Here is a 22822-nt window from a genome sequence, read left to right as displayed (position 1 = left end):
TCGGAAGTTCGTCCGAGGGTCCGCAGGGTGTTCGGAGCAGGTGGCTCGGAGCAGTACCGCAGTGCAGTACAGAAGTGTTGAGTTACGAAGTCCCAGGGGGATCACCACATGCGACTCATTCGACCGGCTCTCGCCGCACGTGAGGGGAGGGCACGCCGCCGGCCTTCGTCGGTGCTCGCCGTGGCCGCGGTCACCGCGGTCCTCGCGTTGACCGCCACCGCCTGCGGTCCCGAAGAGGACAACGCGAGTGACAAGCCGAGCGTTCCCGCCGGCCAGTCCTCGGACGGAAAGATCGCCATCCCGGACGATCTGAAGGACCGGCTGAAGGAACACGGGATCGATCTCGACCAGTGGAAGAACGGCGACTGGAAGAACTGGGACAAGGACAAATGGCTGCGTGAGGCCAAGGACTTCGTCAATCCGATCATCGAGGACCTGTGGGATCCGGACCGGATGCGGGACGCGGACAAGTCGCCGGAGAAGCCGGTCGACAACGACATCTCGGGTGACGTCGGCGTGACGGACCCGACGCCCGCGCCGGTCCGGGCCGCAGGCCTCCGGACGCCGTACCACGCCAACGCCGCCGAGTCCGGGAAGCTGCTCTTCGACGGCCCCGAGGGCTCCATGGTCTGTTCCGCGACCGTGGTGAAGGACCCGGCGCACCCCGGGAAGTCCAACCTGGTGTGGACCGCCGGGCACTGTGTGCACGCCGGCAAGAAGGGCGGCTGGTACCGCAACATCGCCTTCGTGCCGTCGTACAACAACCAGGGCCTGTCGCTGGCCGAGCTGAAGAAGGCGACCAAGCAGGAGATCGCCCCCTACGGCGTGTGGTGGGGCACTTGGGCGCAGACGTCGGACCAGTGGATCTCGCAGGGGTCCTCGATGGGCGGGCTGGGCGCGCCGTACGACTTCGCGGTGCTGCACGTCACGCCGGAGAAGGGATCGACGGGCAAGTCCCTGGAGGAGACAATCGGTTCCGCGCTGCCCGTCGAGTTCAACGCACCGGCCGTACCCAAGATCGGCAGCATGACGGCGACGGGCTTCCCGGCCGCGCCGCCGTACGACGGCCAGAAGGCGTTCCAGTGCTCGGACAAGCCGGGCCGGCTCTCGCTGACCGCGCAGGACCCGACGATGTACCGCATCGGCTGCACCATGACCGGCGGGTCGTCCGGTGGCGGCTGGGTCGCGGACGGGCAGGACGGCAAGCCCGCGCTGGTCTCGAACACCTCGATCGGGCCGGTGACCGCGGGCTGGCTGGCCGGGCCGCGGTTCGGCAAGGAGGCCGAGGGCGTCTACGAGTCGGTCAGCAAGAAGTACGCGGGACAGTGATGACGGACCGCCACCCGACCCGGTTCCGGGGACGGTGACGGCACAGCAGGGGCCCCCGGCGCGGCAGTTGCGGACGCTGTTGGTTTATTCGGGGTGCTGATCGCTTCGCCCCGCCGAGCAGTTGCTCGGCGGGGCGAAGTGCTGCGAAGTGGCTGGTGCGGGTGCGGGCTCGGGGCGTGTCGGTCAGGTGGGCGTCGATGCGGGCGAGGTTGATGGCGGCGCCGGTGAGCTGGTGTTGCAGGGCGGTCTTTGCGAGTCCGAGGTAGCGGGATCTACGCAGGCCGCAGCGCTGGACGGCCTGGGAGACAGTGCCCTCGACGCCGGCGCGGGTCTTGTAGCGCTCCTTCCAGGTGTCGGTGTCCTGGTCGGCGCGAGCCTGGCGCAGGGCTTCGTGTTCCGCGCGGGGCCGCAGGGTCAGCCGCCGGCCGACGCTGGAGGTGGTGCACTGCTCGCGGACCGGGCGGGGCCGGCAGTCGCTCTTGTTGAAGCGGACCCGGATCACGGGGGTGCCCTCCGGCGAACGGTCGGGATTCCAGCGGGTCGTCGTCCTGCCTCCAGGGCAGGCGACCTGCTTGTTCTCCCAGTCGATGGTGAAATCGTCGCCGGTGAATCCACCGCCCGCAGCGGTCTGAGGGCTGACCGGCAGGGCGGCCGGACCGGTCAGCGTGAGGCCGTACTCACGGCGGGCGGACACGAGCACATGCGCGTCGACGTATCCGGCGTCGACCAAATGCTCTGCGGGCAAGCGGCCCGCTTCGGCGAGCCGGGCATGCACGGGCCCGGTCATCGACACGTCGGGCACCGTGGCGTCGGTGGTGGTCACGTTCGTGATCAGGTTCGGGGTGTCCTCCTCGCAGGTCTCGGTGAGGTGGACCTTGTATCCGGCCCGGGCAGTGTCCCGCTTGACGCTGTTGCGTGCCTCAATGTCGTAGGGGTTAACCAGGCACGTCCTGCCTGGCGGCCGGTCTTTTGGGTTCCGCCGCCTCACCTCGCCCTCGGCCTGGTGGAAGTTCTGCACCCACATCTGCCGCAGGTGCTCCACCTGTTCAAGCGTCCGCAGCTCCGGCGGTGCCTGGCGGGAGAAGACGGCCTCAAGCAGCCGCATCCCGTCCCGGCCGATCCGCGGCCCCAGCTCGTCCCGCGCCGTGCGGGCCTTGGGGAACCGGGAGTCCTCGGCCCTGGCGGCGTAGTGCTTGAACCAGTCCGGCTCGGCGGCCTCGACGAGCCAGTCGGGAGCCCCCTGGGCCAGCGCGTTCAACGCCGCCCGCATGGTCTCTGCGACCCGCTCCAGCCAGACCACGTTCCGGGCCGCCGTCAGCACATGGGTGGAATCGGTCCTGGCCCGGCCCGCTGTCTTCAGCAATACCTTCTCCCCGGCCGCGGCGAGGATGCCGTCCAGGACACGCCGCCCGGCATCTGCCTCCACCAGGCGGTCCCGGAACTCCGACAGCACCGAGAAGCCGAACCCGGGATCGCCCGGTTCCAGCCCGAGGGCGTACTTGAAGTCGATTCTCGCCCGCACCGCCTCCGCGGCCTGCCGGTCGGTGAGCCCCTCCACGAACTGCAACACCAGCACGAGCGCCAACCGGCCCGGTGACCAGGCGGGCTTCCCCCGCGCCGGGAACAGGTCCGCGAACTCCTCGTCGCGGAACAACGGTCCCAACTCGTCCCGGACCCGGATCGCCAGGCTTCCCTCGGGGAACGCGGCCCGCGCCGCCCTCACCGTCTCCGCCGGGACCTCGCCCGGCCCGCTCGGCTGCATCGACACCCGCACCACCCCATACGACAACGTCGGCCTTCAAGACCACAACCGGGTCTCGAAGGCCGACGTCACGCGAGCCCCCGAATAAACCAACAGCGTCCGGCAGTTGCGCGCCGGGGGCCCCTGTCCGTCGTACGGCGCCGCCGGGGCGGCCGTGCTCCGTGCGGGCCGTGCCGCCGTGGCAGGGGAATGCTCCGGGCCGTCATAGGGTGGGCCCCTGCATCTTCGGTGGCCGCTGGTCCGGCCACCGAACCGAATGACACGTTCATGGCAATTTCGGAAGTTTCAGGGGGAACCCTTTCCATGCGATCCATACGTCCGCTGCTCGCCGCGACCGGTCTGGTCGCCGCGCTCACGCTGACGGCCACCGCCTGTGGCCCGAGCGAGGACAACGCGACCAGCAAGCCCGCCGCCGACTCCGCGGGTGGCCAGGACGCCGGCGGCTCCCTGCCCGACGGTCTGGCCGAGACGCTGAAGAAGCACGGTGTCGACCCGGAGAAGTGGAAGAACGGCGAGTGGAAGAACTGGGACAAGGACAAGTGGCTGCGTGAGGCCAAGGACTTCGTCAATCCGGTCATCGACGGGCTGTGGAAGCCCGACCGGATGAAGTCGGCCGAGGACCCGGCCAAGACCATGGCGGCCGGCGACGTCTCCGGCGGTCAGGGCGTCAGCGACCCCGAGCCCGCCCCGGTCCGTGCCGAGCGCGAGAAGACGCCGTACCACGACTACGCGGCCCCGGTCGGCAAGGTGTTCTTCGACTCCCCCGAGGGCTCGATGGTCTGCTCGGGCACGGTGGTCAAGGACCCCAAGAACCCCGGCAGGTCCAACCTGGTGTGGACCGCCGGACACTGTGTGCACGCCGGTTCGAAGGGCGGCTGGTACCGCAACATCGTCTTTGTGCCCGCGTACAACGACAAGGGGAAGTCCGCCGCCGCGCTGGAGAACGCACAGCCGCAGGAGATCGCCCCGTACGGCGCGTACTGGGCGGACTGGGCGACGACATCGGGTGAATGGCTCGCCGACGGCGGCCCCACCGGGGGCGAGGGTGCCCCCTACGACTACGCGGTGCTGCATGTGAAGCCGGAGAAGGGCACCAAGTCCCTGGAGGAGACCGTGGGCAACGCCCTGGCGGTCGACTTCGACGCTCCCGAGGTCTCGCGGATCGACGCCATGGGCGCCTGGGGATACCCCGCCGCTCCCCCGTACGACGGCCTGATCATGCACAAGTGCGTGGACCGCCCCGGGCGGCTCTCCATCAGCCCGAGCACTCCGGCGATGTACCGCATCGGCTGCACCATGACCGGTGGGTCGTCCGGCGGCGGCTGGTTCCGCAAGGGCAGTGACGGCAAGTCGGTGCTGGTCTCCAACACGTCCATCGGTCCGGTGACTTCGGGCTGGCTGGCCGGCCCCCAGCTGGGCCCGGGTGCCAGGGACGTCTTCACCACGATGAGCGAGAAGTTCGCCGGCCGCTGACGGCCGCGGGCACTCCATGACGGCCGAAGGCCCGCCCCTGGTCGGGGCGGGCCTTCGGGCGTTACGAGCCTTGTCGCGCCGCGGGTCAGTGCGCCACGGGGACGAACGAGGAGAGCTCGGCCGCCAGCTCCTCGTGCACCCGCGCCTTGAGCAGGGTGCCCTCCGACGTGTGCTCCTCGGAGATCACCTCGCCCTCGGCGTGCACCCGGGAGACGACCGCGCCCTGGATGTACGGGACGAGCGCCTCGATCTCGACCGACGGCCTCGGCAGTTCGGTGTCGATGAGTGCGAGCAGCTCCTCGATACCGGCTCCGGTGCGCGCCGAGACGGCGATCGCGTGCTTCTCGATGCGCAGCAGCCGCTGGAGCACCAGCGGATCGGCCGCGTCCGCCTTGTTGACCACGACGATCTCGGGCACGTCCACCGCGCCGACTTCGCGGATCACCTCGCGCACCGCGGCGAGCTGCTCCTCCGGCGCCGGATGGGAGCCGTCCACCACGTGCAGGATCAGGTCGGACTCGCCGACCTCCTCCATCGTGGAGCGGAACGCCTCGACGAGGTGGTGCGGCAGATGCCGTACGAACCCGACGGTGTCGGCCAGGGTGTAGAGCCGGCCGCTCGGCGTCTCGGCCCGGCGCACGGTCGGGTCCAGGGTGGCGAACAGGGCGTTCTCCACCAGGACGCCCGCACCGGTCAGCCGGTTGAGCAGCGAGGACTTGCCCGCGTTGGTGTAGCCGGCGATGGCGACCGACGGCACCTTGTTGCGCTTGCGCTCCTGGCGCTTGATCTCGCGGCCCGTCTTCATCTCCGCGATCTCCCGGCGCATCTTCGCCATCTTCTCGCGGATCCGGCGCCGGTCCGTCTCGATCTTGGTCTCACCGGGGCCACGGGTGGCCATGCCGCCACCGCCGCTGGAACCGCCGCCGCCCATCTGACGCGAGAGCGACTGACCCCAGCCGCGCAGCCGCGGCAGCATGTACTGCATCTGTGCCAGCGAGACCTGCGCCTTGCCCTCGCGGGACTTGGCGTGCTGGGCGAAGATGTCGAGGATCAGGGCGGTCCGGTCGACCACCTTGACCTTGACGACGTCTTCCAGGTGAATCAGCTGGCCAGGGCTGAGCTCACCGTCGCAGACGACCGTGTCGGCCCCCGATTCGAGGACGATGTCGCGCAGCTCCAGCGCCTTGCCCGAACCGATGTAGGTGGCCGGGTCCGGCTTGTCGCGGCGCTGGAAGACGGCGTCGAGCACCTGGGCGCCCGCCGTCTCCGCCAGTGCGGCCAGCTCCGCGAGGGAGTTCTCCGCGTCGCGCACGGTCCCCGACGTCCAGACACCGACCAGCACCACACGCTCCAGGCGCAGCTGTCGGTACTCGACCTCGGTGACATCTTCGAGCTCGGTGGAGAGTCCGGCCACACGCCGCAGCGCGGCGCGCTCGGAGCGGTCGAACTGCTCGCCGTCCCGCTCTCCGTCGATCTCGTGGCTCCAGGCGACGTCCTCTTCCATCAGGGCGTCGGCCCGAAGGCTCTCGGTGAGGCTTTCGGTGACATTCTCCGTAGCACTCTGCGCATCCTGCGCGTCCTGGGGAAGGGAAGAAGAGGAGGTCATTGGATCCTTACGTCGTTGGAAGTCCGTTACATCAGTCACAACGCGTGACACCGCCCGATGATTCCCGCTGTCGGGAATCCCGGTCCGGCCGCCGCGGCGACTCGTCGATAGTGGCACGGTCCGTCGCACCCGTCACCGGGTTTACCGCTGTCCGGCGGGCTTGCTGCTGTGCCAGTCCGGGTGCCCCGGCATCGGCGGGGTCTTCTTCCCGTACAGCCAGCCGTCGAGGAACGAGGTCAGGTCGCGGCCCGCGGTCCGGGACGCCAGGCGGACGAAGTCCTCGGTGGTGGCGTTGGAGTCCCGGTGCTTCTTCACCCAGCTCCGCTCCAGCCGGTCGAAGGCGCTCTCACCGATCTCCTGGCGCAGCGCGTAGAGGATCAGTGCGCTGCCGTCGTACACCACCGGCCGGAACAGGCTGATCTTCTGTCCGGGCGCCGGGGCGTCGGGGCGGGCCGGCGGGCCGCCCGCGGCTCGCCAGCCGTCGGACCTGGTGTAGGCCTCACGCATCCGGCGTTCCAGCGACTTGTCGTCGTGCTCCTCGGCGTAGCGGGCCTCGTACCAGGTGGCGTGTCCCTCGTTGAGCCACAGATCGGACCAGCGATCCGGGGAGACGCTGTCGCCGAACCACTGGTGGGCGAGCTCGTGCACCATGATCGATTCGAGGTACCACTCGGGGTAGTCGGTCCCGACGAACAGGGCGCGCTCGAAGAGCGAGAGCGTCTGGGTCTCCAGCTCGAAGCCGGTCTCGGTGTGGGCGACGAGCAGTCCGTACGTCTCGAAGGGGTAGCGGCCGACCTGCTGTTCCATCCACTCCAGCTGGGCGGGGCTCTTGCTGAGCAAGGGTTCGAGGCGCTTGCGGTCGGCGGTGGGCACCACGTCGCGCATCGGCAGCCGGTGCGGGCCGGTCCGGTGCACGACGGTGGACCGGCCGATGGAGACCTGGGCCAGTTCGGTGGCCATGGGGTGCTCGGTCCGGTAGGTCCAGGTGGTGTCGGCGCCATGCCGGACCGTGCCGGCGGGCAGTCCGTTGGCCACCGCGGTGAGGTCCTTGGGCGCGGTGATCCGGAAGGTGAAGTACGCCTTGTCGGCGGGGTGGTCGTTGCTCGGGAAGACCCGGTGCGCGGCGTCGGCCTGATTGGCCATGGCCAGCCCGTCGGCGGTGGGCAGCCAGCCGCCGCTGTCCCGGTCGCCGGTGGGGTCGCTGGTGTGCCGGACGGTGATGCGCAGCGGCACCCCGGCGGGAAGCCTGCCCATGGGCTGGATGATCAGGTCCTCGTCCTCGACGGCGAAGTCGGCGCGCAGTCCGTTGACTTCGACCGTGCGGACCTTGCCCCGGGCGAAGTCGAGGTTGATCCGGTCGAGCGGTTCGGTGGTCCGCGCGTCGATCCTGGTGACGGCGTCCAGCGGCTTGGTGTTGTCTCCGTGGTAGGTCAGTCCGATGTCGTAGGAGCGGACGTCGTACCCGGGGTTGCCGAGGTGAGGGAAGAGCGGATCGCCGATGCCGAGCGGCACGGGCGAGGGGAGGGTGGCTGCTACGAGGGTGGCTGATGCGGTGGCCAGCAGAGCGGCCCGCAGACGGCGGGAGATGAACGGCATGAACTACCGCTACCAGCGACTTCCCGCCGGACCGGGGCGGCGCGCGCCGCGCCACCCGAACGAGATCGCTGTGGCAGATGGCTCCGTCGGCGGGATCAGACGGTGGCGGCGCGGTGCTTGGCGCGGCTCACGTCGTACACCCCGGGCACATCACGCATGGCGCGCATCAGGGCCGGCAGTCCGGCCGCGTCGGGGAGTTGCAGGGTGTAGGTGTGCCTGACGCGCTGTTCGCTGGGCGGCTCGACGGTGGCGGAGATGATCGCCGCGTCCGCCGTCGCGATCGCCTCGGTCAGATCGGCGAGCAGCCGGGGGCGTCCGAAGGATTCGGCGACCAGTGTGACCCGGCACTCGGTGGAGTCTCCCCAGCTCACCCCGACCGATGTCCGGCCGATGGATTGCATCCGGGCGACGGCGGGGCATTCCAGCCGGTGCACGGTGACCGCGCCGCCGCGTACGACGAATCCGGTGACGGCGTCGGGGGGTACGGGGGTGCAGCAGCCCGCGAGCCGTACGGGGGCGTCCGGCCGGTCCACCACCGCGGTCGCGGCCGTGGCGGGCCCGCTGCCGGTGATCTGCTGCGGCTGCGGTCCGGGCCTGGAGTGGCTCTGCTGCTCGGGTCCGGTCTCGGTGGGCCGCCCGGCATGCGGGCCGCGGGCGTCCTCGGGGTGGGCGTCCAGCCAGCCGGTGATGGCGATGCGGGCGGCGGGGGTACGGGCGTGGTCGAGCCAGTCGGGTGAGGGGCCCGAGGCGGCGTCCTCGGCGAGCAGCAGCTGGACGGTGTCGCCGTCGCTGAGCACGGTGCCGAGGGTGGCCAGGCGGCCGTTGACCCGGGCGCCGATGCAGTTGTGCGCCTCGTCCCCGTACTGCGCGTAGGCGGCGTCGACGCAGCTGGCCCCGACGGGCAGCCCGAGCGTGCCGCCGTCGGTCCGGAAGACCGTGATCTCACGGTCCTGGGCCAGGTCGGCGCGGAGCGTGGTCCAGAAGGTGTCGGGGTCCGGGGCGGACTGCTGCCATTCGAGGAGCCGGGAGAGCCAGCCCGGCCGGGTGGGGTCGGCGCGCTCCCCGTCCGCGGGTTCGGCGGTCTGGGGGCCGGTTGCGCTGTCCGCGGCGTACGGATTGCCGAGGGCGATGACTCCGGCCTCGGCGACCTTGTGCATCCGGTGGGTGCGGATGAGCACTTCGGCGACCGCCCCGTCCTCGCCCACGACGGCGGTGTGCAGCGACTGGTACAGGTTGAACTTGGGGGCGGCGATGAAGTCCTTGAACTCGGAGATCACCGGGGTGAAACAGGTGTGCAGTTCACCGAGCACGGCGTAGCAGTCGGCGTCCTCGCCGACGAGTACCAGCAGCCGGCCGAAGTCGGTGCCGCGCAGCTCGCCGCGCTTGATACCGACCCGGTGCACGGACACGAAGTGGCGTGGCCTGATGAGGACTTCGGCGGGGATGCCGGCCTCCCGCAGCACCGTCGTGACGTTCTCGGCGATGGCGGCGAGCGGGTCCTGCCGGGCGGTGCCGGGGCCGTCCGGCCGCGCGGCGGCGGCGTCGATCAGCGCGCGGGTCCGTTCGTACTCCTCGGGGTGGAGGATCGCGAAGACGAGGTCCTCCAGCTCGGTCTTGAGGGCCTGCACGCCGAGCCGTTCGGCCAGCGGGATCAGTACGTCGCGGGTGACCTTGGCGATCCTGGCCTGTTTCTCGGGCCGCATCACACCGAGGGTGCGCATGTTGTGCAGCCGGTCGGCGAGTTTGATGGACATGACCCGGACGTCGTCGCCGGTGGCGACGAGCATCTTGCGGAAGGTCTCCGGTTCGGCGGCTGCGCCGTAGTCGACCTTCTCCAGCTTGGTCACGCCGTCGACGAGATAGCAGACCTCTTTGCCGAACTGGTCCCGTACCTGATCGAGGGTCACATCGGTGTCCTCGACGGTGTCGTGGAGCAGCGATGCGGTGAGCGTCGTCGTCTCGGCGCCGAGCTGGGCGAGGATCAGGGTGACCGCGAGCGGGTGGGTGATGTACGGCTCGCCGCTCTTGCGCATCTGGCCCCGGTGCGAGGACTCCGCGAGTACGTAGGCCCGGCGCAGGATCGAGAGGTCGGCATCCGGGTAGTGGGCCCGATGGGCCTCGGCGACGTGGCCGATGGCGTCGGGCAGCCGGTCGCGGGAGACGGGGCCGAGCAACGCGACACGGCCGAGCCTGCGCAGATCGATCCGCGGACGGCCCCGTCTGCGGATGGGGGCACCTGAGCTGGTGGCCTCTGCGCTCATGGGGGGGGCACCTCCGGCGACGTCGACCGGCGGTGGGGAGGTGCGGTCGCGCCTCCGGGTGCCGGTGCTTGATGCTACCGAGCCCACCACGTGGCGGAGTCCCGCTCTCGCCCAGCGTGAAAGGGATCACCCATTCGAGCGAAGTCCTAACCGGCCACCGTTTCGAGCCAGGTGGCGTCGATCATGCCCTCGGCGACGATCACGGCGGGTCCGGTCATCTCGATCTCGCCGTCCGGCCGCTCGGTGATCAGGAGGGTGCCGCCCGGCAGATCGACCGTGTACGTGACCGGGGTGCCGGTCTCCGTGGGGTCCGCGCCGTCCCTGCGGGCCGTGGCGACGGCCACGGCACAGGCTCCCGTGCCGCAGGAGCGGGTCTCGCCGGAGCCGCGCTCGTGAACCCGCATGGCGACATGGCGCGGTCCGCGGTCCACGACGAACTCGATGTTGACGCCCTCGGGGTAGACGGCGGCGGGGCTGAAGGGCGGCACGGAGAGCAGGTCGCCGGCGTGGGCCAGGTCGTCCACGAAGGCGACCGCGTGGGGGTTGCCCATGTTCACGTTGCGGGCGTTCCAGCTGCGGCCGCCGAGGCTGACCGTGACGCCGTCCTCGGGCAGGAGCGCGCGCCCCATGGAGACCGTGATGGAGCCGTCCTTGGCGATGTGCACCTTCTTCACGCCGCCCCGGGTCGCGACGGCGAGGTCGCCCTCCTCGACGAGTCCGGCGCGCTGGAGGTACCCGGCGAAGACCCGGACTCCGTTGCCGCACATCTCGGCGATCGAACCGTCCGCGTTGCGGTAGTCCATGAACCATTCGGCCTCGGCGGCCATGGCCCGCGCCTCGGGGTGCGCGGCGGACCGTACGACGTGCAGCAGCCCGTCACCGCCGATGCCGGCCCGGCGGTCGCAGAGCCGGGCGACGACGGACGCGGGCAGGTCGATGGCGTCGTCCGGGTCGGGAACGATCACGAAGTCGTTCTCGGTGCCGTGACCCTTGAGGAAGGCGATCTGCGAGGTGCTCACAGGGCAACTGTACGAAACGGCGCCGACAACCGACCTCCCCGGTCCGTCCGGCGGTCGCCGTCGTGGCGGCGGGACCTGCGGAAAGGCCGGCTGCGGCCGTCACTGGAGCCGTGCCACCCGCCAGACGGCCAGGGCGACCAGCGCGCCGCCGACGACGACGTACAGGGCGATCACCCGCCAGTCGGAGCGCTCGCCCGAGCCGCGCTGCGGCAGACCGGGCCAGGTGTAGCCCACCCGGCGGGCGGCCATCATGCCCCAGCCCGCGGCACAGCAGCTGATCAGCAGGCCGAGCATGGCCACGACCGCTCCGCCGTCGCCGAACTCGAAGGCCAGCGGGAAGGCGAACATCAGCGATCCCACCGCGGCGAGCATGACGATCGGTGCCAGCTGCCAGATCCGCAGCCGGCGCGCGGGGCGCAGCTCGACCTCGACCTCGGGGGTCGCTTCGAGCTCGTCCGGCCCGTCGGGGCTCAGACTTCCCGCCTCGTGCAGCGCGTCCGGTGCGTCTTGTTCAGTGTCGCGAGGGCCGGCCTCCATCGCCACGCGCCCTCCCAACTCGGACTCCACTGGTCGATCGATGCTCGATGATGGCACGCTCCAGGTCGCCGAAATGACGGGCAGGGCTTCCCGATGCCATCACGTGATCAGGCTGTAACCGCTCGTTCGACCAACGCCAGCGCCTGGCGCGGGAGTTCCCCGCGGTGTTCCGCGGCGCCGCTCAGCCAGTGGACCCGCGGGTCGCGTCGGAACCACGAGTCCTGACGGCGGGCGAATCGCTTGGTGGCGCGGACGGTCTCGGCCCGCGCCTCCTCCTCGGTGCATTCCCGGGCCAGCGCGGCGAGCACCTGCTGGTAGCCGAGCGCCCGGGAGGCGGTCCGCCCTTCGCGCAGGCCCTGGGTCTCCAGGGCGCGCACCTCGTCCACGAGGCCGGCCGCCCACATCCGGTCGACCCTCAGGGCGATGCGTTCGTCGAGCTCCGGGCGGGCCACGTCGACGCCGATCTGGACGGTGTCGTACACCGCATCGTTACCGGGGAGGTTGGCGGTGAATGGCTTGCCGGTGATCTCGATGACTTCGAGGGCCCTGACGATCCGGCGGCCGTTGCTCGGCAGGATGGCCCGGCCGGCTTCGGGGTCGGCGGCGGCGAGCCGGGCGTGGAGCGCTCCGGAGCCGCGCTCGACCAGTTCCTCCTCCAGCCTGGCGCGTACGTCGGGGTCCGTGCCGGGGAACTCCAGGGCGTCGATGGCGCCCTTCACGTAGAGCCCTGAGCCGCCGACCAGGACGGGGGTGCGGCCGGCGGCGAGCAGCCGGTCGATCTCGGCGCGGGCCAGCCGCTGGTACTCGGCGACGCTGGCGGTCTCGGTGACGTCCCAGATGTCCAGCAGATGGTGCGGGACGGATTCGCGTTCGGCGAGCGTCAGCTTCGCGGTGCCGATATCCATCCCCCGGTAGAGCTGCATGGAGTCGGCGTTGACCACTTCGCCGTCGAGCTGCTGAGCAAGAAATACCCCCAGATCGGACTTTCCGGCAGCAGTGGGACCGACGACGGTGATGACCCGCGGTGCGGGAGCTGAGCTTCTCACTGCCACAGTCTCGCAAACCTCCGGCGCTCTTCCCGAATGAGTGAGGTGACCGGCCGAGAACGGGAATCGTTCATCGTCACGGCCCGGGCCCGTCCGCCGCCCGGCCGCCCCATCGCTCCGGGCGGCGCGGTTCTTCTGGCGCACCAGTAGAATTCACATTGAATATGGGCGTTTTTTCACGGTTTGAAGAAGCGCTCGACCGTAGTCCCCCAGCAGGGAAGGTGCCCGATGGGCTTCCTGGACAATTTGAAGGCCAAGCTGAGCCCCGCCAAGGACAAGGTCGGCGAACTCGCGCATCAGCACGGGGACAAGATCGACCAGGGGCTCGACAAGGCCGCACGGACGGTCGACGAAAAGACCAAGGGCAAGTACAGCGACAAGATCGAGTCCGGTGCGCGGAAGGCCAAGGACGCGGTCGAGCGCCTGTCCCACAAGGACCAGGGTGGTACACCGCCCGCTTCCTGACCATGAACTGATCAAGCCCGGGTGACGGCCGTGGAGCGACGCCGCTGCACGGCCGTCACGCGTGGGTCCTCGGGCGGCGGCTCAGGACCAGGCGGCGACCAGGTAGCCCACGCCGTACGGGGCGTCCTCGTACAGCAGCCGCCCTGCCAGGCCCGCCCCCTGCGCGGCGCCCGCGAGCACCTGCCAGGGCGCCCGGCCCGCCGCCTTCAGTTCGTACGCCAGTGCCTCGTCCAGCGCCATCAGCGCGTCCGGGTCGGCCGCGCCCAGCGCACGGGCGGCCGCCGCGTCGAACGCCTCGGCGCGTTCGTCCAGATAGCCGGGGGCCTTGAGCGTGCGGCAGGCGCTGCCGTCGCCCATCACGAGCAGCGCGACGCGGTCCGCCCGGCCGGCCAGGTCCCGCCCGGCGCTCGTACAACGGTCGGCCGCCAGCGGCTCCCCCACGCCCAGCCCCTCGACCGGTGCGCCGGCCCATTCAGCGCGGGCCAGCAGCCAGGCGCCGACGGCGAGGGACGGCGGGAGCGGGCGGTCCGTCGCCGTTGCGAGGTCGCGGCCGAGCCGTACGCCGAGGTCGACGCCGAAGCCCCGGAAGGTGGCGGTGGTCCCCTCGGGGTACGGTCCGCGGCCCGGCCGGTCCGCGGGCCCGACCACGATCAGCAGGTCGGGACGCGCGGCGGCGAGCACGCCGAGGGCGTCGGCACAGGCGTCCCGCAGCGTGTCGAGCTCGGGCGCGGCACCGGCGGCGACCTCGGGTACCAGCAGGGGTGGGCAGGGGCAGACAGCGGCGGCGACAAGCATGGTCGGCAGCGTAACGCCTGGCCGCCGCGCACAGACCGCCGTTGTCGCGGCCGGGCGCAGCTCGCAGACCGCCGTCGGGCAGCGGCCGGGGCAAGCGCGCGCAGACCGCCGTCGGGCAGCGGCCGGGCGGAAGCGCGCACAGGCCCGACACCGGGCCGACGGTGGGCGCAGCCCGCAGACCGCCCTCGGACAGCAACCAGGCGCCGCGCGCAGGCCCGCTACCAGGACGTCGGCGGGCGCAGCCCGCAAACCGCCCTCGGACAGCAACCAGGCGCCGCGCGCAGGCCCGCTACCAGGACGTCGGCGGGCGCAGCCCGCAGACCGCCCTCGGACAGCGGCCCGGGCGCCGCGCCCGGGCCGCTGTCGGGCTCCCTGATGTCAGTCGCAGCCGCAGCCCGGGGCCGCAGTGGCGGGCAGGGGGGCCGGGGCCCCGACACTCGGCAGGCCCAGCATCACTCCGGCCGGCTTGGCGGCCTCGGTGGCGTTGCGCTTCTCCCAGGCGTCCCCGGCCCTGGTTCGCCGCACGGCGAGCGGTGCGCCCTCGGCGAGCAGGTGGTGCGGGGCCGCGTAGCTGATCTCGACGGTGACCACGTCACCGGGGCGCACGTCCTCGTCCGGCTTGGTGAAGTGGACCAGGCGGTTGTCGGGGGCGCGGCCGGAGAGGCGGTGGGTGGCGCCGTCCTTGCGGCCCTCGCCCTCCGCGACCATGATCTCCAGTGTGCGGCCGACCTGCTTCTTGTTCTCCTCCCAGGAGATCTCCTCCTGAAGGACCGACAGGCGCATGTACCGCTCCTGGACGACCTCCTTGGGGATCTGCCCCTCCATCTCGGCGGCCGGGGTACCGGGGCGCTTGGAGTACTGGAAGGTGAAGGCGTTGGCGAAGCGCGCCTCGCGGACCGCGTGCATGGTCTGCTCGAAGTCCTCCTCGGTCTCGCCGGGGAAGCCCACGATGATGTCGGTGGAGATGGCGGCGTCCGGCATCGCGGCGCGCACCTTCTCGATGATGCCGAGGAAGCGCTCCTGCCGGTACGAGCGCCGCATCGCCTTGAGGATCGTGTCCGAGCCCGACTGCATCGGCATGTGGAGCTGCGGCATCACATTGGGCGTCTCGGCCATCGCCGCGATCACGTCGTCCGTGAAGTCGCGGGGGTGCGGCGAGGTGAACCGGACCCGCTCCAGGCCCTCGATCTTCCCGCAGGCGCGCAGCAGCTTGGAGAAGGCCTCGCGGTCGCCGATGTCGGAGCCGTACGCGTTCACGTTCTGGCCGAGCAGGGTGATCTCGGAGACGCCCTCGGAGACCAGGGCCTCGATCTCGGCGAGGATGTCGCCGGTCCGGCGGTCCTTCTCCTTGCCGCGCAGCGCCGGGACGATACAGAAGGTGCAGGTGTTGTTGCAGCCGACGGAGATCGAGACCCACGCGGCGTAGGCGGACTCGCGGCGGGTGGGGAGTGTGGAGGGGAATGCCTCCAGGGATTCGGCGATCTCGATCTGCGCCTCCTCCTGGATACGGGCGCGCTCCAGCAGCACGGGCAGCTTGCCGATGTTGTGCGTACCGAAGACGACGTCGACCCAGGGGGCGCGCTGCACGATGGTGTCGCGGTCCTTCTGCGCCAGACAGCCGCCGACGGCGATCTGCATGCCGGGCCGCTTGGTCTTCATCGGGGCGAGCCGGCCGAGGTTGCCGTAGAGCTTGTTGTCGGCGTTCTCCCGCACCGCGCAGGTGTTGAAGACGACCACGTCGGCGTCACCGTCGGAGCCCTCGGCGGCACGTACGTAACCCGCGCCCTCCAGCAGCCCCGAGAGCCGCTCGGAGTCGTGGACGTTCATCTGGCACCCGTAGGTGCGCACCTCGTACGTTTTCAAACCGTCCACTACTCCACCAGCCACGTCGTTGCCGCTCACCCGTCCAGGGTAAGGGCTCCGGTCGGGCCCCGATGATGAATACCCCGCCCGGTGACCACCCGCCGCCCGGGAGCGGCCCTGGTCATCGCCGGAGCGGGCTGGCAGGATCGCCGCCATGCTCCAGGCACTCTCCCGTATCGGCAGGCGACGCGTTCTCCAGGCGTGCACCGCCGTTGCCGTCGTGCTCGGGCTGCTGCTGTGGTGGCTGCTGCCGCTCGGGCAGCCGGCCCCGACCGGAACGCTGACCTTCAGCACCGGTGTGCCCAGCGGGGTCTACCAGCGCTACGGCGAGCGTCTCAAGGGGGACCTGGCCAGGGATCTGCCCCGGGTGTCGATAGAGCTGCAGACCAGTGAGGGATCGCAGCAGAACATCGCCCGGGTGGCGACCGGGAGGGCCGACTTCACCATCGCCACCACCGATGCCCTCGCCACCTATCTGCGCAGCGGCAAGCCCGGCGCGGACCGGCTGCGGGGCTGTGTGCGCCTGTACGACGACTACATCCAGCTGGTCGTGCCCCGCGCCTCGAAGGTACGGAAGGTCTCGGACCTGCGCGGCAAGCGGGTCGGGGTGGGGCAGCGGGGTTCGGGCGTGCGGCTGGTCGCCGACCGGCTGCTGACGGCCGCGGGGCTCGACCCCGCGAAGGACGTGACACCGGTCTCCTCCGGCATCGACACCATGCCGAAGCAGTTGGAGCACGACCGGCTCGATGCCTTCTTCTGGTCCGGCGGACTGCCCACGTCCGCCGTGCAGGAGCTGTCGGACCGGTTCGCGATCCGGCTGGTGCCGCTGGAGGCCGCGCTGGTCAGGGAGCTCCAGGCGGCGGGCGGGTCCGCCCGCTACTACCGTTCGGCGATGATGCCCGCCGACGCGTACCACAACGCGAATCAGGACCAGGCGGTGCCCACGGTCGCGGTCGCCAATGTGCTCGTGACCACGGAACGCTCGGATCCGGCGATGACGGAGGCGTTCACCCGGACCGTGATCGACAGCCGGGACCGGATCGGGCGCGAGGTGCACGCGGCCCAGCTGGTGGATCTGCGTACGGCGATCTACACCGATCCACTGCCGCTGCACGAAGGGGCCAGCCGCTACTACCGCTCGGTCAAGCCCTGACCGTTCCCGTTCCCTGTGTTGCGCTCAGCCCTGCGGGCCGTTGCGCGGCACCGAGACCGTGACCCGTAGCCCGTGCGGTTCGTGGGCCGTGTAGCTCAGGGAGCCGCCGCCGGCCGCCAGGAGCGCCTGCGAGATGGAGAGCCCCAGGCCGGAGCCCTGGATGTTCTGGTGCTGGGTGCTGCGCCAGAAGCGGTCGCCGACGCGTTCCATCTCCTGTGCGGTGAGGCCGGGCCCGCGGTCGGTGATGACGACCGTGACGTCGTCGCGGCCGGAGGCGACCGTGACGACGACCTCTTCCTCGGCGGGGGTGAACTTCAGGGCGTTGTCGATGATCGCGTCGAGCGCGCTCGACAGCGCGATGGGATCCACCCAGGCGGTCACCGCGGACGAGCCGTCCGCCCGGAGCCGTACCCCCTTGTCCTCGGCGACCGGCCGCCAGGACGCGACGCGCTCCGCGGTGAGCGCCCCGATGTCCGTGAGCTGCAGATCGGCCGCGGCGTGTTCGGCCAGCGCCAGGTCGAGCAGGTCGTCGAGGACCTGCGCGAGGCGCTTGCCCTCCGTACGCACGGAGGCGATCTCCTCGTTGCCCTCGGGGAGTTCGAGCGCGAGGAGCTCGATCCGCAGCAGCAGCGCGGCGAGGGGGTTGCGCAGCTGGTGCGAGGCGTCGGCGACGAAGGCGCGCTGCTGCTCCAGCACATCCTCGACGTTGTCGGCCATCTCGTTGAACGACCGGGCCAGGCGCCTGAGTTCCGGTGGCCCGCCGGAAGCCGCGACCCTCGATCGCATGCGTCCGCTGGCGATGTCGTGGGTGGCCGCGTCCAGCGTCCGCACCGGCAGCAGGACCCAGCCGGTGAGACGGATCGCGGCGCCGACGGCCACCAGCATCGCGACCGCTTCACCGGCCGCGATCAGCAGCCAGCCGCGGATCGTGCGCGAGCGCATCTCGTCGGTGGGCGAGTCGAGGACCACCACGGCGACGACATCGCCGTCCCGTACGACGGGTGAGGCGACGACGACCCTGCCGTTCTGCCAGGGCCAGACCTGCGGCGGGTCGTGGCTGCGCCGCCCGAGCAGGGCCTCCTTGAACGCCTCGCGCCCCTCCCCCTCCAGCGGAAGCTGCCAGGCGGCGGGGGCCTTGGCCATGGCGCTGTCGTCGCGGCGGAAGACACCGGCGCGGATGCCGTACACGGATGCGTAGGTGTCGAGTTCATTGCGCAGGGTGCGCCGGCGCTCGTCGTACCCTGCGGCCGGCTCGGTCATGAACTGCGCGAGTGCGGCGAAGCGTGCCGTGTCGTCGATGCGGTCGATGACGACGCGTTGCTGCTGGGCGGCGGCCACGCTGACGGCCAGCGGGAAGCCGAGGGCGAGCAGCACGCCCGCCATGAGAACGATGAGCAGGGGAAGCAGCCGGGTACGCACCTGGGACGTACGCCTCTACGCGGACGGCGCGACGAGGCGGTAGCCGACTCCGCGCACCGTCTCGATCAGTGCGGGCAGCCGCAGCTTGGACCGCAGGGACGCGACGTGCACTTCGAGGGTGCGCCCCGTGCCCTCCCAGCTCGTGCGCCACACCTCGCTGATGATCTGCTCCCGGCGGAACACCACGCCGGGGCGCTGGGCGAGCAGCGCCAGCAGGTCGAACTCCTTGCGGGTGAGCTGGACTTCCGTCCCGTCGACGCTGACCTTGCGGGTCGGCAGCTCGATGTGAACATGTCCGAGACGCAGACCGGCGACGGGCAAAGGCACGGTGTCCTCGCCCGGTGCGTTGCGCCGGCTGACGGCGTGGATACGGGCGAGGAGTTCGCCGGTGTCGTACGGCTTGACCACGTAGTCGTCGGCGCCGAGGTTGAGGCCGTGGATCCGCGACCGCACGTCCGCACGCGCGGTCACCATGATCACCGGGGTGGAGGTGCGCTTGCGGATCTTGCCGCACACCTCGTAGCCGTCCTGGTCGGGCAGGCCGAGGTCGAGGAGCACCACACCGAACGGCTCCGTGTCCGCGGGCAGCAACGCCTGCAGGGCCTCCTCGCCGCTGCGCGCGTGCACGACCCGGAAGCCGTGCCGGGCCAGGATCGCGGAGAGGGCAGCGGCGACGTGGTTGTCGTCCTCGACGAGCAGCAGTCTCATGGCCTCCCTCTCCGGTTCTTCGATGGTTTCGACGATCGATGGTTTCGACGCGACGCCTGCCGGCGGGCGTCGACTGGTGTCGGTGCGGTCTCCCGTACGCTCCTCGTCACTTCCCCGTACCGAGGCGTTTCACGTCATGGCGTACCAGGGCATCCACTCCGATGAGTGGCACGTCAGTCAAGGCCCGCCCGTCGCATCCAGCCATCTGTTATCCACCCGGTACGCCCCGGGCTTCGCACCCGGCGTCCCGTTCACGCGGAGTGTCCGGTTGCCGCCGGATCGTTATCCTCAATTTCCGCTCAGATGTAATGACGCTGGTAGCACTGCGTCACTAGGGTCCTTCCCAACCGAGGAGGACGGAGCAAGAAGCCGATGAGCGGAGTTTCAGTGACCAAGGGTGCCGGGGACGCCGCGCCTGCGGCGGACGACCTTGTCGTACTGAGCAACGTCAACAAGCACTTCGGCGCGCTGCATGTGCTCCAGGACATCGACCTGACGATCGCCCGTGGCGAGGTCGTGGTCGTCATCGGACCCTCCGGGTCCGGGAAGTCCACGCTGTGCCGCACGATCAACCGCTTGGAGACGATCGACTCGGGCGCCATCTCGATCGACGGCAAGCCGCTGCCACAGGAGGGCAGGGAGCTGGCCAGGCTGCGTGCCGATGTCGGCATGGTCTTCCAGTCGTTCAATCTCTTCGCGCACAAGACGGTGCTCGAAAACGTGATGCTGGGCCAGGTCAAGGTCCGCAGGACGGACAAGAAGGCCGCCGAGGACAAGGCCCGTTCGCTGCTGGACCGGGTGGGTGTGGCGACGCAGGCCGACAAGTACCCCGCCCAGCTCTCCGGCGGTCAGCAGCAACGTGTGGCCATCGCACGGGCGTTGGCGATGGACCCGAAGGTGATCCTCTTCGACGAGCCGACCTCCGCGCTCGACCCGGAGATGATCAACGAGGTGCTGGAGGTCATGCAGCAGCTCGCCCGGGACGGCATGACGATGGTCGTCGTCACGCACGAGATGGGCTTCGCGCGCTCGGCCGCGAACCGGGTCGTCTTCATGGCGGACGGAAAGATCGTCGAAGAGGCCACGCCCGACCAGTTCTTCAGCAACCCGCGCAGCGACCGGGCCAAGGACTTCCTGTCGAAGATCCTTCACCACTGACGACAACGACCCACGGCATAAGGAAAGTTCACATGAATCTCCGCAAGTCGGCCGCCGTCGCGGCCATCGCCGTCCTCGCCCTGACCGCGACCGCCTGTGGTGGCAAGGAGGGCTCGGCCGGTGACAAGCCGTCCGGCACCAAGCCCGGCGCCTCGGGCGCTCCCGAGCTGCCGAAGTACACCGTCGCGACCGGAGTCGACCTGGACTCGCCGGCCTTCAAGGCGGCGAAGAAGCGCGGCAAGCTGATCATCGGTGCCAAGGCCGACCAGCCCTACCTCGGTTTCGAGGACCAGTCGACGAAGGAGCGGTCCGGTTTCGACATCGAGATCGCCAAGATGATCGCCGCCGATCTGGGCTTCTCGAAGGACCAGATCGAGTGGAAGACCGTGGACTCGGGCATCCGTGAGACCGCGATCTCCAAGGGTCAGGTCGACTACTTCGTCGGTACCTACACCATCAACGACGAGCGCAAGAAGCAGGTCGGCTTCGCCGGCCCGTACTACAAGGCGGGTGCCGACCTGCTCGTCCGCAAGGACGACACGTCCATCACCGGCAAGGACGCCGTGAAGGGCAAGAAGGTCTGCTCCATCGTCGGCTCCACGCCGCTCCAGGAGATCAAGAAGCCCGAGTACGGCGCGGACGTCGTCGAGCTGGCCAAGTACTCCGACTGTGTCCAGCAGTTGCTGACCAAGCAGGTCGACGCGGTCACCACCGACGACTCGATCCTGAAGGGTTACGCGGCGCAGAACAACGGCAAGCTCCGCGTCGTCGGCAAGCCGTTCACGGAGGAGCCCTACGGCGTGGGTCTCAACAAGGACGACAAGGTGCTGCGCAACGCCATCGACGACTCGCTGGAGAAGCACGTCACGGACGGCACGTACCAGAAGATCTACGAGGCGACCCTGGGCCTGTCCGGCTCCGAGTACACCGCTCCGCCGGCCGTCGAGCGTTACTGACGCCACCGGCTGACTGAAGTGTCCCGTACGCGCCTCTGCCTCCGAGCGCGTGCGGGGCACCCCTTCTCCCCTGCCCTGATGCCGCTGCCTGCCGACGCGGAGACCTCATGAATGTACTGCTCGACAATTTTCCAGAGTTTCGCGACGGCTTCATAGGAACCGTGTCGATCACCGCTGTCAGCTCGGTCATCGCACTGGTCCTCGGTGTCCTCGTCGCCGGGCTCAGGGTCTCGCCGGTGCCGCCGCTGCGGATCTTCGGCACCGCGTGGGTGACGCTGCTGCGCAACACCCCTCTGACTCTCCTCTTCCTGATCTCCTTCTTCGTCGTACCGGAGATCTTCTTCCCCGGCATGAGCCCGTTCCTGCTCGGCTCGCTGGCACTCGGCTTCTACACCTCGTCGTTCGTGTGCGAAGCAGTCCGCTCCGGCATCAACACCGTTCCGCTGGGGCAGGCCGAGGCCGCCCGCTCCATCGGTATGACGTTCTCCCAGACGCTGCGGATCGTGGTGCTGCCGCAGGCCACGCGGACCGTCATTCCGCCGCTGAGCAGCATTTTCATCGCACTCACCAAGAACTCGGCGATCGCCGGCGCATTCAGTGTCACGGAGCTGTTCGGCTGGCAGAAGCTCATGAGTGACCGGGGTTACGCCATCGCTCCCGTCTTCATCTGGGTGGCCCTCGGCTATCTGGTCGTCACCTTTGCCATCAGCGGTCTGTTCTGGCTGGTCGAACGTCGTATGGAGGTCGCCCGATGAGTGCCAGCGTTCTCTACGACACACCCGGCCCGAAGGCCACCGTACGCAACCGGCTCTACGCCGTGGTCGGATCCCTGGCCATCCTGGCTCTGCTCGTCGTCAGCTTCGTGCGGCTGTCCGACAAGGGGCATCTGGCCCCCGAGATGTGGGACATCTTCAACTACGCCGGCATCCGGCAGAACATCGCCGACGCCGTACTCGCGACCCTGAAGGCCTTCGGCCTGGCCGCGATCGGCTCGCTGATCCTCGGTGTGATCCTCGCGGTGGGCCGTCTCTCGGACCACAAGCCGGTCCGCTGGCTGGCCACCGCGTTCATCGAACTGTTCCGCTCGATCCCGCTGCTGATCACCATCTACGCGATCTGGGTCGGCTTCCTCACCGACTACTCGATGTGGGCGCTGGCGCTCGGCCTGTCGGTCTACAACGGCTGCGTCCAGGCCGAGGTGTTGCGCGCGGGCATCAACTCCGTACCCAAGGGACAGGGCGAAGCGGCATACGCCCTCGGTATGGGCAAGACCCAGGTGATGGTCAGCGTGCTGATCCCGCAGGCGGTGCGAGCCATGCTGCCCACGATCATCAGCCAGCTCGTGGTCACGCTCAAGGACACCTCTCTGGGCTTCATCATCCTGTACCCGGAGCTGCTTCAGACCGCCCGTCTGATCGCCTCCAACACCCAGGTGAACGGGCAGTACCCGTACGTCTCGACCATCATCGTCATCGGCGCCATCTACATCGGCATGTGCCTCCTGCTCTCGGCACTCGCCACCTGGATCGAGAAGCGCGGTCGGCGTGCCAGGTCCGGGGGCGCACCGGGAACCACTGGTACGCCGGCGCCCGCAGTGGACGGCGCGAGCGCCGTCTGACGACTCGTCGTACGAGGTTCCCGAGGGGCGGTGGCAGATGAGCCACCGCCCCTCACCG

18 protein-coding genes and 1 pseudogene are annotated in these 22822 nt (G+C 70.0%); 8 read left to right on the top strand and 11 right to left on the bottom strand.

Going from position 1 to position 22822, the window contains the following annotated elements; all coding sequences use genetic code 11:
- Nucleotides 1-108 precede the first annotated feature (108 nt).
- Nucleotides 109-1329, top strand: a complete 1221-nt coding sequence (locus ACFVH0_RS19310) for a trypsin-like serine peptidase (protein ID WP_385821649.1) — start codon at nucleotides 109-111, stop codon at nucleotides 1327-1329.
- A 103-nt stretch (nucleotides 1330-1432) separates the two neighbouring features.
- On the opposite strand, the pseudogene ACFVH0_RS19305 reads toward ACFVH0_RS19310, so the two are convergent.
- Nucleotides 1433-3097, bottom strand: a pseudogene (locus ACFVH0_RS19305) (IS1182 family transposase); the annotation flags it as partial.
- A 297-nt stretch (nucleotides 3098-3394) separates the two neighbouring features.
- On the opposite strand from ACFVH0_RS19305, the gene ACFVH0_RS19300 reads away from it, so the two are divergent.
- On the top strand, nucleotides 3395-4564 hold the full coding sequence (locus tag ACFVH0_RS19300) for a trypsin-like serine peptidase (RefSeq protein WP_385821647.1): 1170 nt from the start codon (nucleotides 3395-3397) through the stop codon (nucleotides 4562-4564).
- An 85-nt stretch (nucleotides 4565-4649) separates the two neighbouring features.
- On the opposite strand, the gene hflX is transcribed toward ACFVH0_RS19300, so the two are convergent.
- The 6 genes from hflX to miaA all read right to left on the bottom strand — a co-directional run bounded on the left by hflX (nucleotide 4650) and on the right by miaA (nucleotide 12629).
- Nucleotides 4650-6170, bottom strand: coding sequence for a GTPase HflX (hflX, locus tag ACFVH0_RS19295; RefSeq protein WP_385821645.1), 1521 nt, complete (start codon nucleotides 6168-6170; stop codon nucleotides 4650-4652).
- 141 nt (nucleotides 6171-6311) lie between these two features.
- Entirely contained in the window at nucleotides 6312-7766 is a 1455-nt protein-coding gene (locus tag ACFVH0_RS19290; RefSeq protein WP_385821643.1) for a M1 family metallopeptidase, read from the bottom strand.
- Nucleotides 7767-7861: 95 nt separating this feature from the next.
- Nucleotides 7862-10027 carry a RelA/SpoT family protein gene (locus tag ACFVH0_RS19285; RefSeq protein ID WP_385821641.1) on the bottom strand — a complete coding sequence of 722 codons (2166 nt, stop codon included), beginning with the start codon at nucleotides 10025-10027 and terminating at the stop codon, nucleotides 7862-7864.
- A gap of 146 nt (nucleotides 10028-10173) precedes the next feature.
- Entirely contained in the window at nucleotides 10174-11046 is an 873-nt protein-coding gene (dapF, locus tag ACFVH0_RS19280) for a diaminopimelate epimerase (protein WP_385821639.1), read from the bottom strand.
- 99 nt (nucleotides 11047-11145) lie between these two features.
- Complete coding sequence (locus ACFVH0_RS19275) at nucleotides 11146-11583, bottom strand: hypothetical protein (protein WP_124721527.1); 438 nt, start codon at nucleotides 11581-11583, stop codon at nucleotides 11146-11148.
- 107 nt (nucleotides 11584-11690) lie between these two features.
- Nucleotides 11691-12629, bottom strand: coding sequence for a tRNA (adenosine(37)-N6)-dimethylallyltransferase MiaA (gene miaA, locus ACFVH0_RS19270; protein WP_385821637.1), 939 nt, complete (start codon nucleotides 12627-12629; stop codon nucleotides 11691-11693).
- Nucleotides 12630-12857: 228 nt separating this feature from the next.
- Between miaA and ACFVH0_RS19265 the strand changes: the two genes are divergently transcribed.
- A complete protein-coding gene (locus ACFVH0_RS19265) occupies nucleotides 12858-13094 on the top strand; it encodes an antitoxin (protein ID WP_385821635.1) in 237 nt (78 codons plus the stop codon).
- 81 nt (nucleotides 13095-13175) lie between these two features.
- Here the strand turns inward: ACFVH0_RS19265 and ACFVH0_RS19260 are convergent, their stop codons facing one another.
- Nucleotides 13176-13889: a class III extradiol dioxygenase subunit B-like domain-containing protein gene (locus ACFVH0_RS19260; RefSeq protein ID WP_385821634.1), complete on the bottom strand. Its 714-nt coding sequence runs from the start codon at nucleotides 13887-13889 to the stop codon at nucleotides 13176-13178.
- A 378-nt stretch (nucleotides 13890-14267) separates the two neighbouring features.
- Nucleotides 14268-15761, bottom strand: coding sequence for a tRNA (N6-isopentenyl adenosine(37)-C2)-methylthiotransferase MiaB (miaB, locus tag ACFVH0_RS19255; protein WP_385821632.1), 1494 nt, complete (start codon nucleotides 15759-15761; stop codon nucleotides 14268-14270).
- A 145-nt stretch (nucleotides 15762-15906) separates the two neighbouring features.
- Here miaB and ACFVH0_RS19250 point away from each other — a divergent pair, with 145 nt between their 5' ends.
- The gene (locus tag ACFVH0_RS19250; RefSeq protein ID WP_385821630.1) at nucleotides 15907-16905 is read left to right on the top strand and encodes a TAXI family TRAP transporter solute-binding subunit; all 999 of its coding nucleotides are present in this window, start codon (nucleotides 15907-15909) and stop codon (nucleotides 16903-16905) included.
- Nucleotides 16906-16929: 24 nt separating this feature from the next.
- On the opposite strand, the gene ACFVH0_RS19245 is transcribed toward ACFVH0_RS19250, so the two are convergent.
- On the bottom strand, nucleotides 16930-18324 hold the full coding sequence (locus ACFVH0_RS19245) for a sensor histidine kinase (RefSeq protein WP_385821628.1): 1395 nt from the start codon (nucleotides 18322-18324) through the stop codon (nucleotides 16930-16932).
- 15 nt (nucleotides 18325-18339) lie between these two features.
- Nucleotides 18340-19032, bottom strand: coding sequence for a response regulator transcription factor (locus ACFVH0_RS19240; RefSeq protein WP_385821626.1), 693 nt, complete (start codon nucleotides 19030-19032; stop codon nucleotides 18340-18342).
- A gap of 372 nt (nucleotides 19033-19404) precedes the next feature.
- Between ACFVH0_RS19240 and ACFVH0_RS19235 the strand changes: the two genes are divergently transcribed.
- The 4 genes from ACFVH0_RS19235 to ACFVH0_RS19220 all read left to right on the top strand — a co-directional run bounded on the left by ACFVH0_RS19235 (nucleotide 19405) and on the right by ACFVH0_RS19220 (nucleotide 22764).
- Nucleotides 19405-20190, top strand: a complete 786-nt coding sequence (locus tag ACFVH0_RS19235) for an amino acid ABC transporter ATP-binding protein (protein ID WP_385821624.1) — start codon at nucleotides 19405-19407, stop codon at nucleotides 20188-20190.
- Nucleotides 20191-20222: 32 nt separating this feature from the next.
- Entirely contained in the window at nucleotides 20223-21146 is a 924-nt protein-coding gene (locus ACFVH0_RS19230) for a glutamate ABC transporter substrate-binding protein (protein ID WP_385821622.1), read from the top strand.
- 107 nt (nucleotides 21147-21253) lie between these two features.
- Nucleotides 21254-21901: an amino acid ABC transporter permease gene (locus ACFVH0_RS19225; RefSeq protein WP_385821620.1), complete on the top strand. Its 648-nt coding sequence runs from the start codon at nucleotides 21254-21256 to the stop codon at nucleotides 21899-21901.
- Nucleotides 21898-22764 carry an amino acid ABC transporter permease gene (locus ACFVH0_RS19220; protein ID WP_385821618.1) on the top strand — a complete coding sequence of 289 codons (867 nt, stop codon included), beginning with the start codon at nucleotides 21898-21900 and terminating at the stop codon, nucleotides 22762-22764. Before ACFVH0_RS19225 ends, ACFVH0_RS19220 begins: the two co-directional genes overlap by 4 nt.
- Nucleotides 22765-22822 lie beyond the last annotated feature (58 nt).

The sequence above is a fragment of the Streptomyces sp. NPDC127117 genome, from assembly GCF_042677325.1.
In the GTDB taxonomy this organism is placed as follows: Bacteria; Actinomycetota; Actinomycetes; order Streptomycetales; family Streptomycetaceae; genus Streptomyces.
Note: the sequence above shows the minus strand (reverse complement) of the source record. Positions and strands in the feature narration are given on the sequence as shown.

Excerpts from the sequence above, each read along its gene's own strand:
- ACFVH0_RS19310 (WP_385821649.1), top strand. The coding sequence starts at position 109 with ATGCGACTCATTCGACCGGCTCTCGCCGCACGTGAGGGGAGGGCACGC.
- ACFVH0_RS19300 (WP_385821647.1), top strand. The coding sequence starts at position 3,395 with ATGCGATCCATACGTCCGCTGCTCGCCGCGACCGGTCTGGTCGCCGCG.
- hflX (WP_385821645.1), bottom strand. The coding sequence starts at position 6,170 with ATGACCTCCTCTTCTTCCCTTCCCCAGGACGCGCAGGATGCGCAGAGT.
- ACFVH0_RS19290 (WP_385821643.1), bottom strand. The coding sequence starts at position 7,766 with ATGCCGTTCATCTCCCGCCGTCTGCGGGCCGCTCTGCTGGCCACCGCA.
- ACFVH0_RS19285 (WP_385821641.1), bottom strand. The coding sequence starts at position 10,027 with ATGAGCGCAGAGGCCACCAGCTCAGGTGCCCCCATCCGCAGACGGGGC.
- ACFVH0_RS19275 (WP_124721527.1), bottom strand. The coding sequence starts at position 11,583 with ATGGAGGCCGGCCCTCGCGACACTGAACAAGACGCACCGGACGCGCTG.
- ACFVH0_RS19265 (WP_385821635.1), top strand. The coding sequence starts at position 12,858 with ATGGGCTTCCTGGACAATTTGAAGGCCAAGCTGAGCCCCGCCAAGGAC.
- ACFVH0_RS19260 (WP_385821634.1), bottom strand. The coding sequence starts at position 13,889 with ATGCTTGTCGCCGCCGCTGTCTGCCCCTGCCCACCCCTGCTGGTACCC.
- ACFVH0_RS19250 (WP_385821630.1), top strand. The coding sequence starts at position 15,907 with ATGCTCCAGGCACTCTCCCGTATCGGCAGGCGACGCGTTCTCCAGGCG.
- ACFVH0_RS19240 (WP_385821626.1), bottom strand. The coding sequence starts at position 19,032 with ATGAGACTGCTGCTCGTCGAGGACGACAACCACGTCGCCGCTGCCCTC.
- ACFVH0_RS19235 (WP_385821624.1), top strand. The coding sequence starts at position 19,405 with ATGAGCGGAGTTTCAGTGACCAAGGGTGCCGGGGACGCCGCGCCTGCG.
- ACFVH0_RS19230 (WP_385821622.1), top strand. The coding sequence starts at position 20,223 with ATGAATCTCCGCAAGTCGGCCGCCGTCGCGGCCATCGCCGTCCTCGCC.
- ACFVH0_RS19225 (WP_385821620.1), top strand. The coding sequence starts at position 21,254 with ATGAATGTACTGCTCGACAATTTTCCAGAGTTTCGCGACGGCTTCATA.
- ACFVH0_RS19220 (WP_385821618.1), top strand. The coding sequence starts at position 21,898 with ATGAGTGCCAGCGTTCTCTACGACACACCCGGCCCGAAGGCCACCGTA.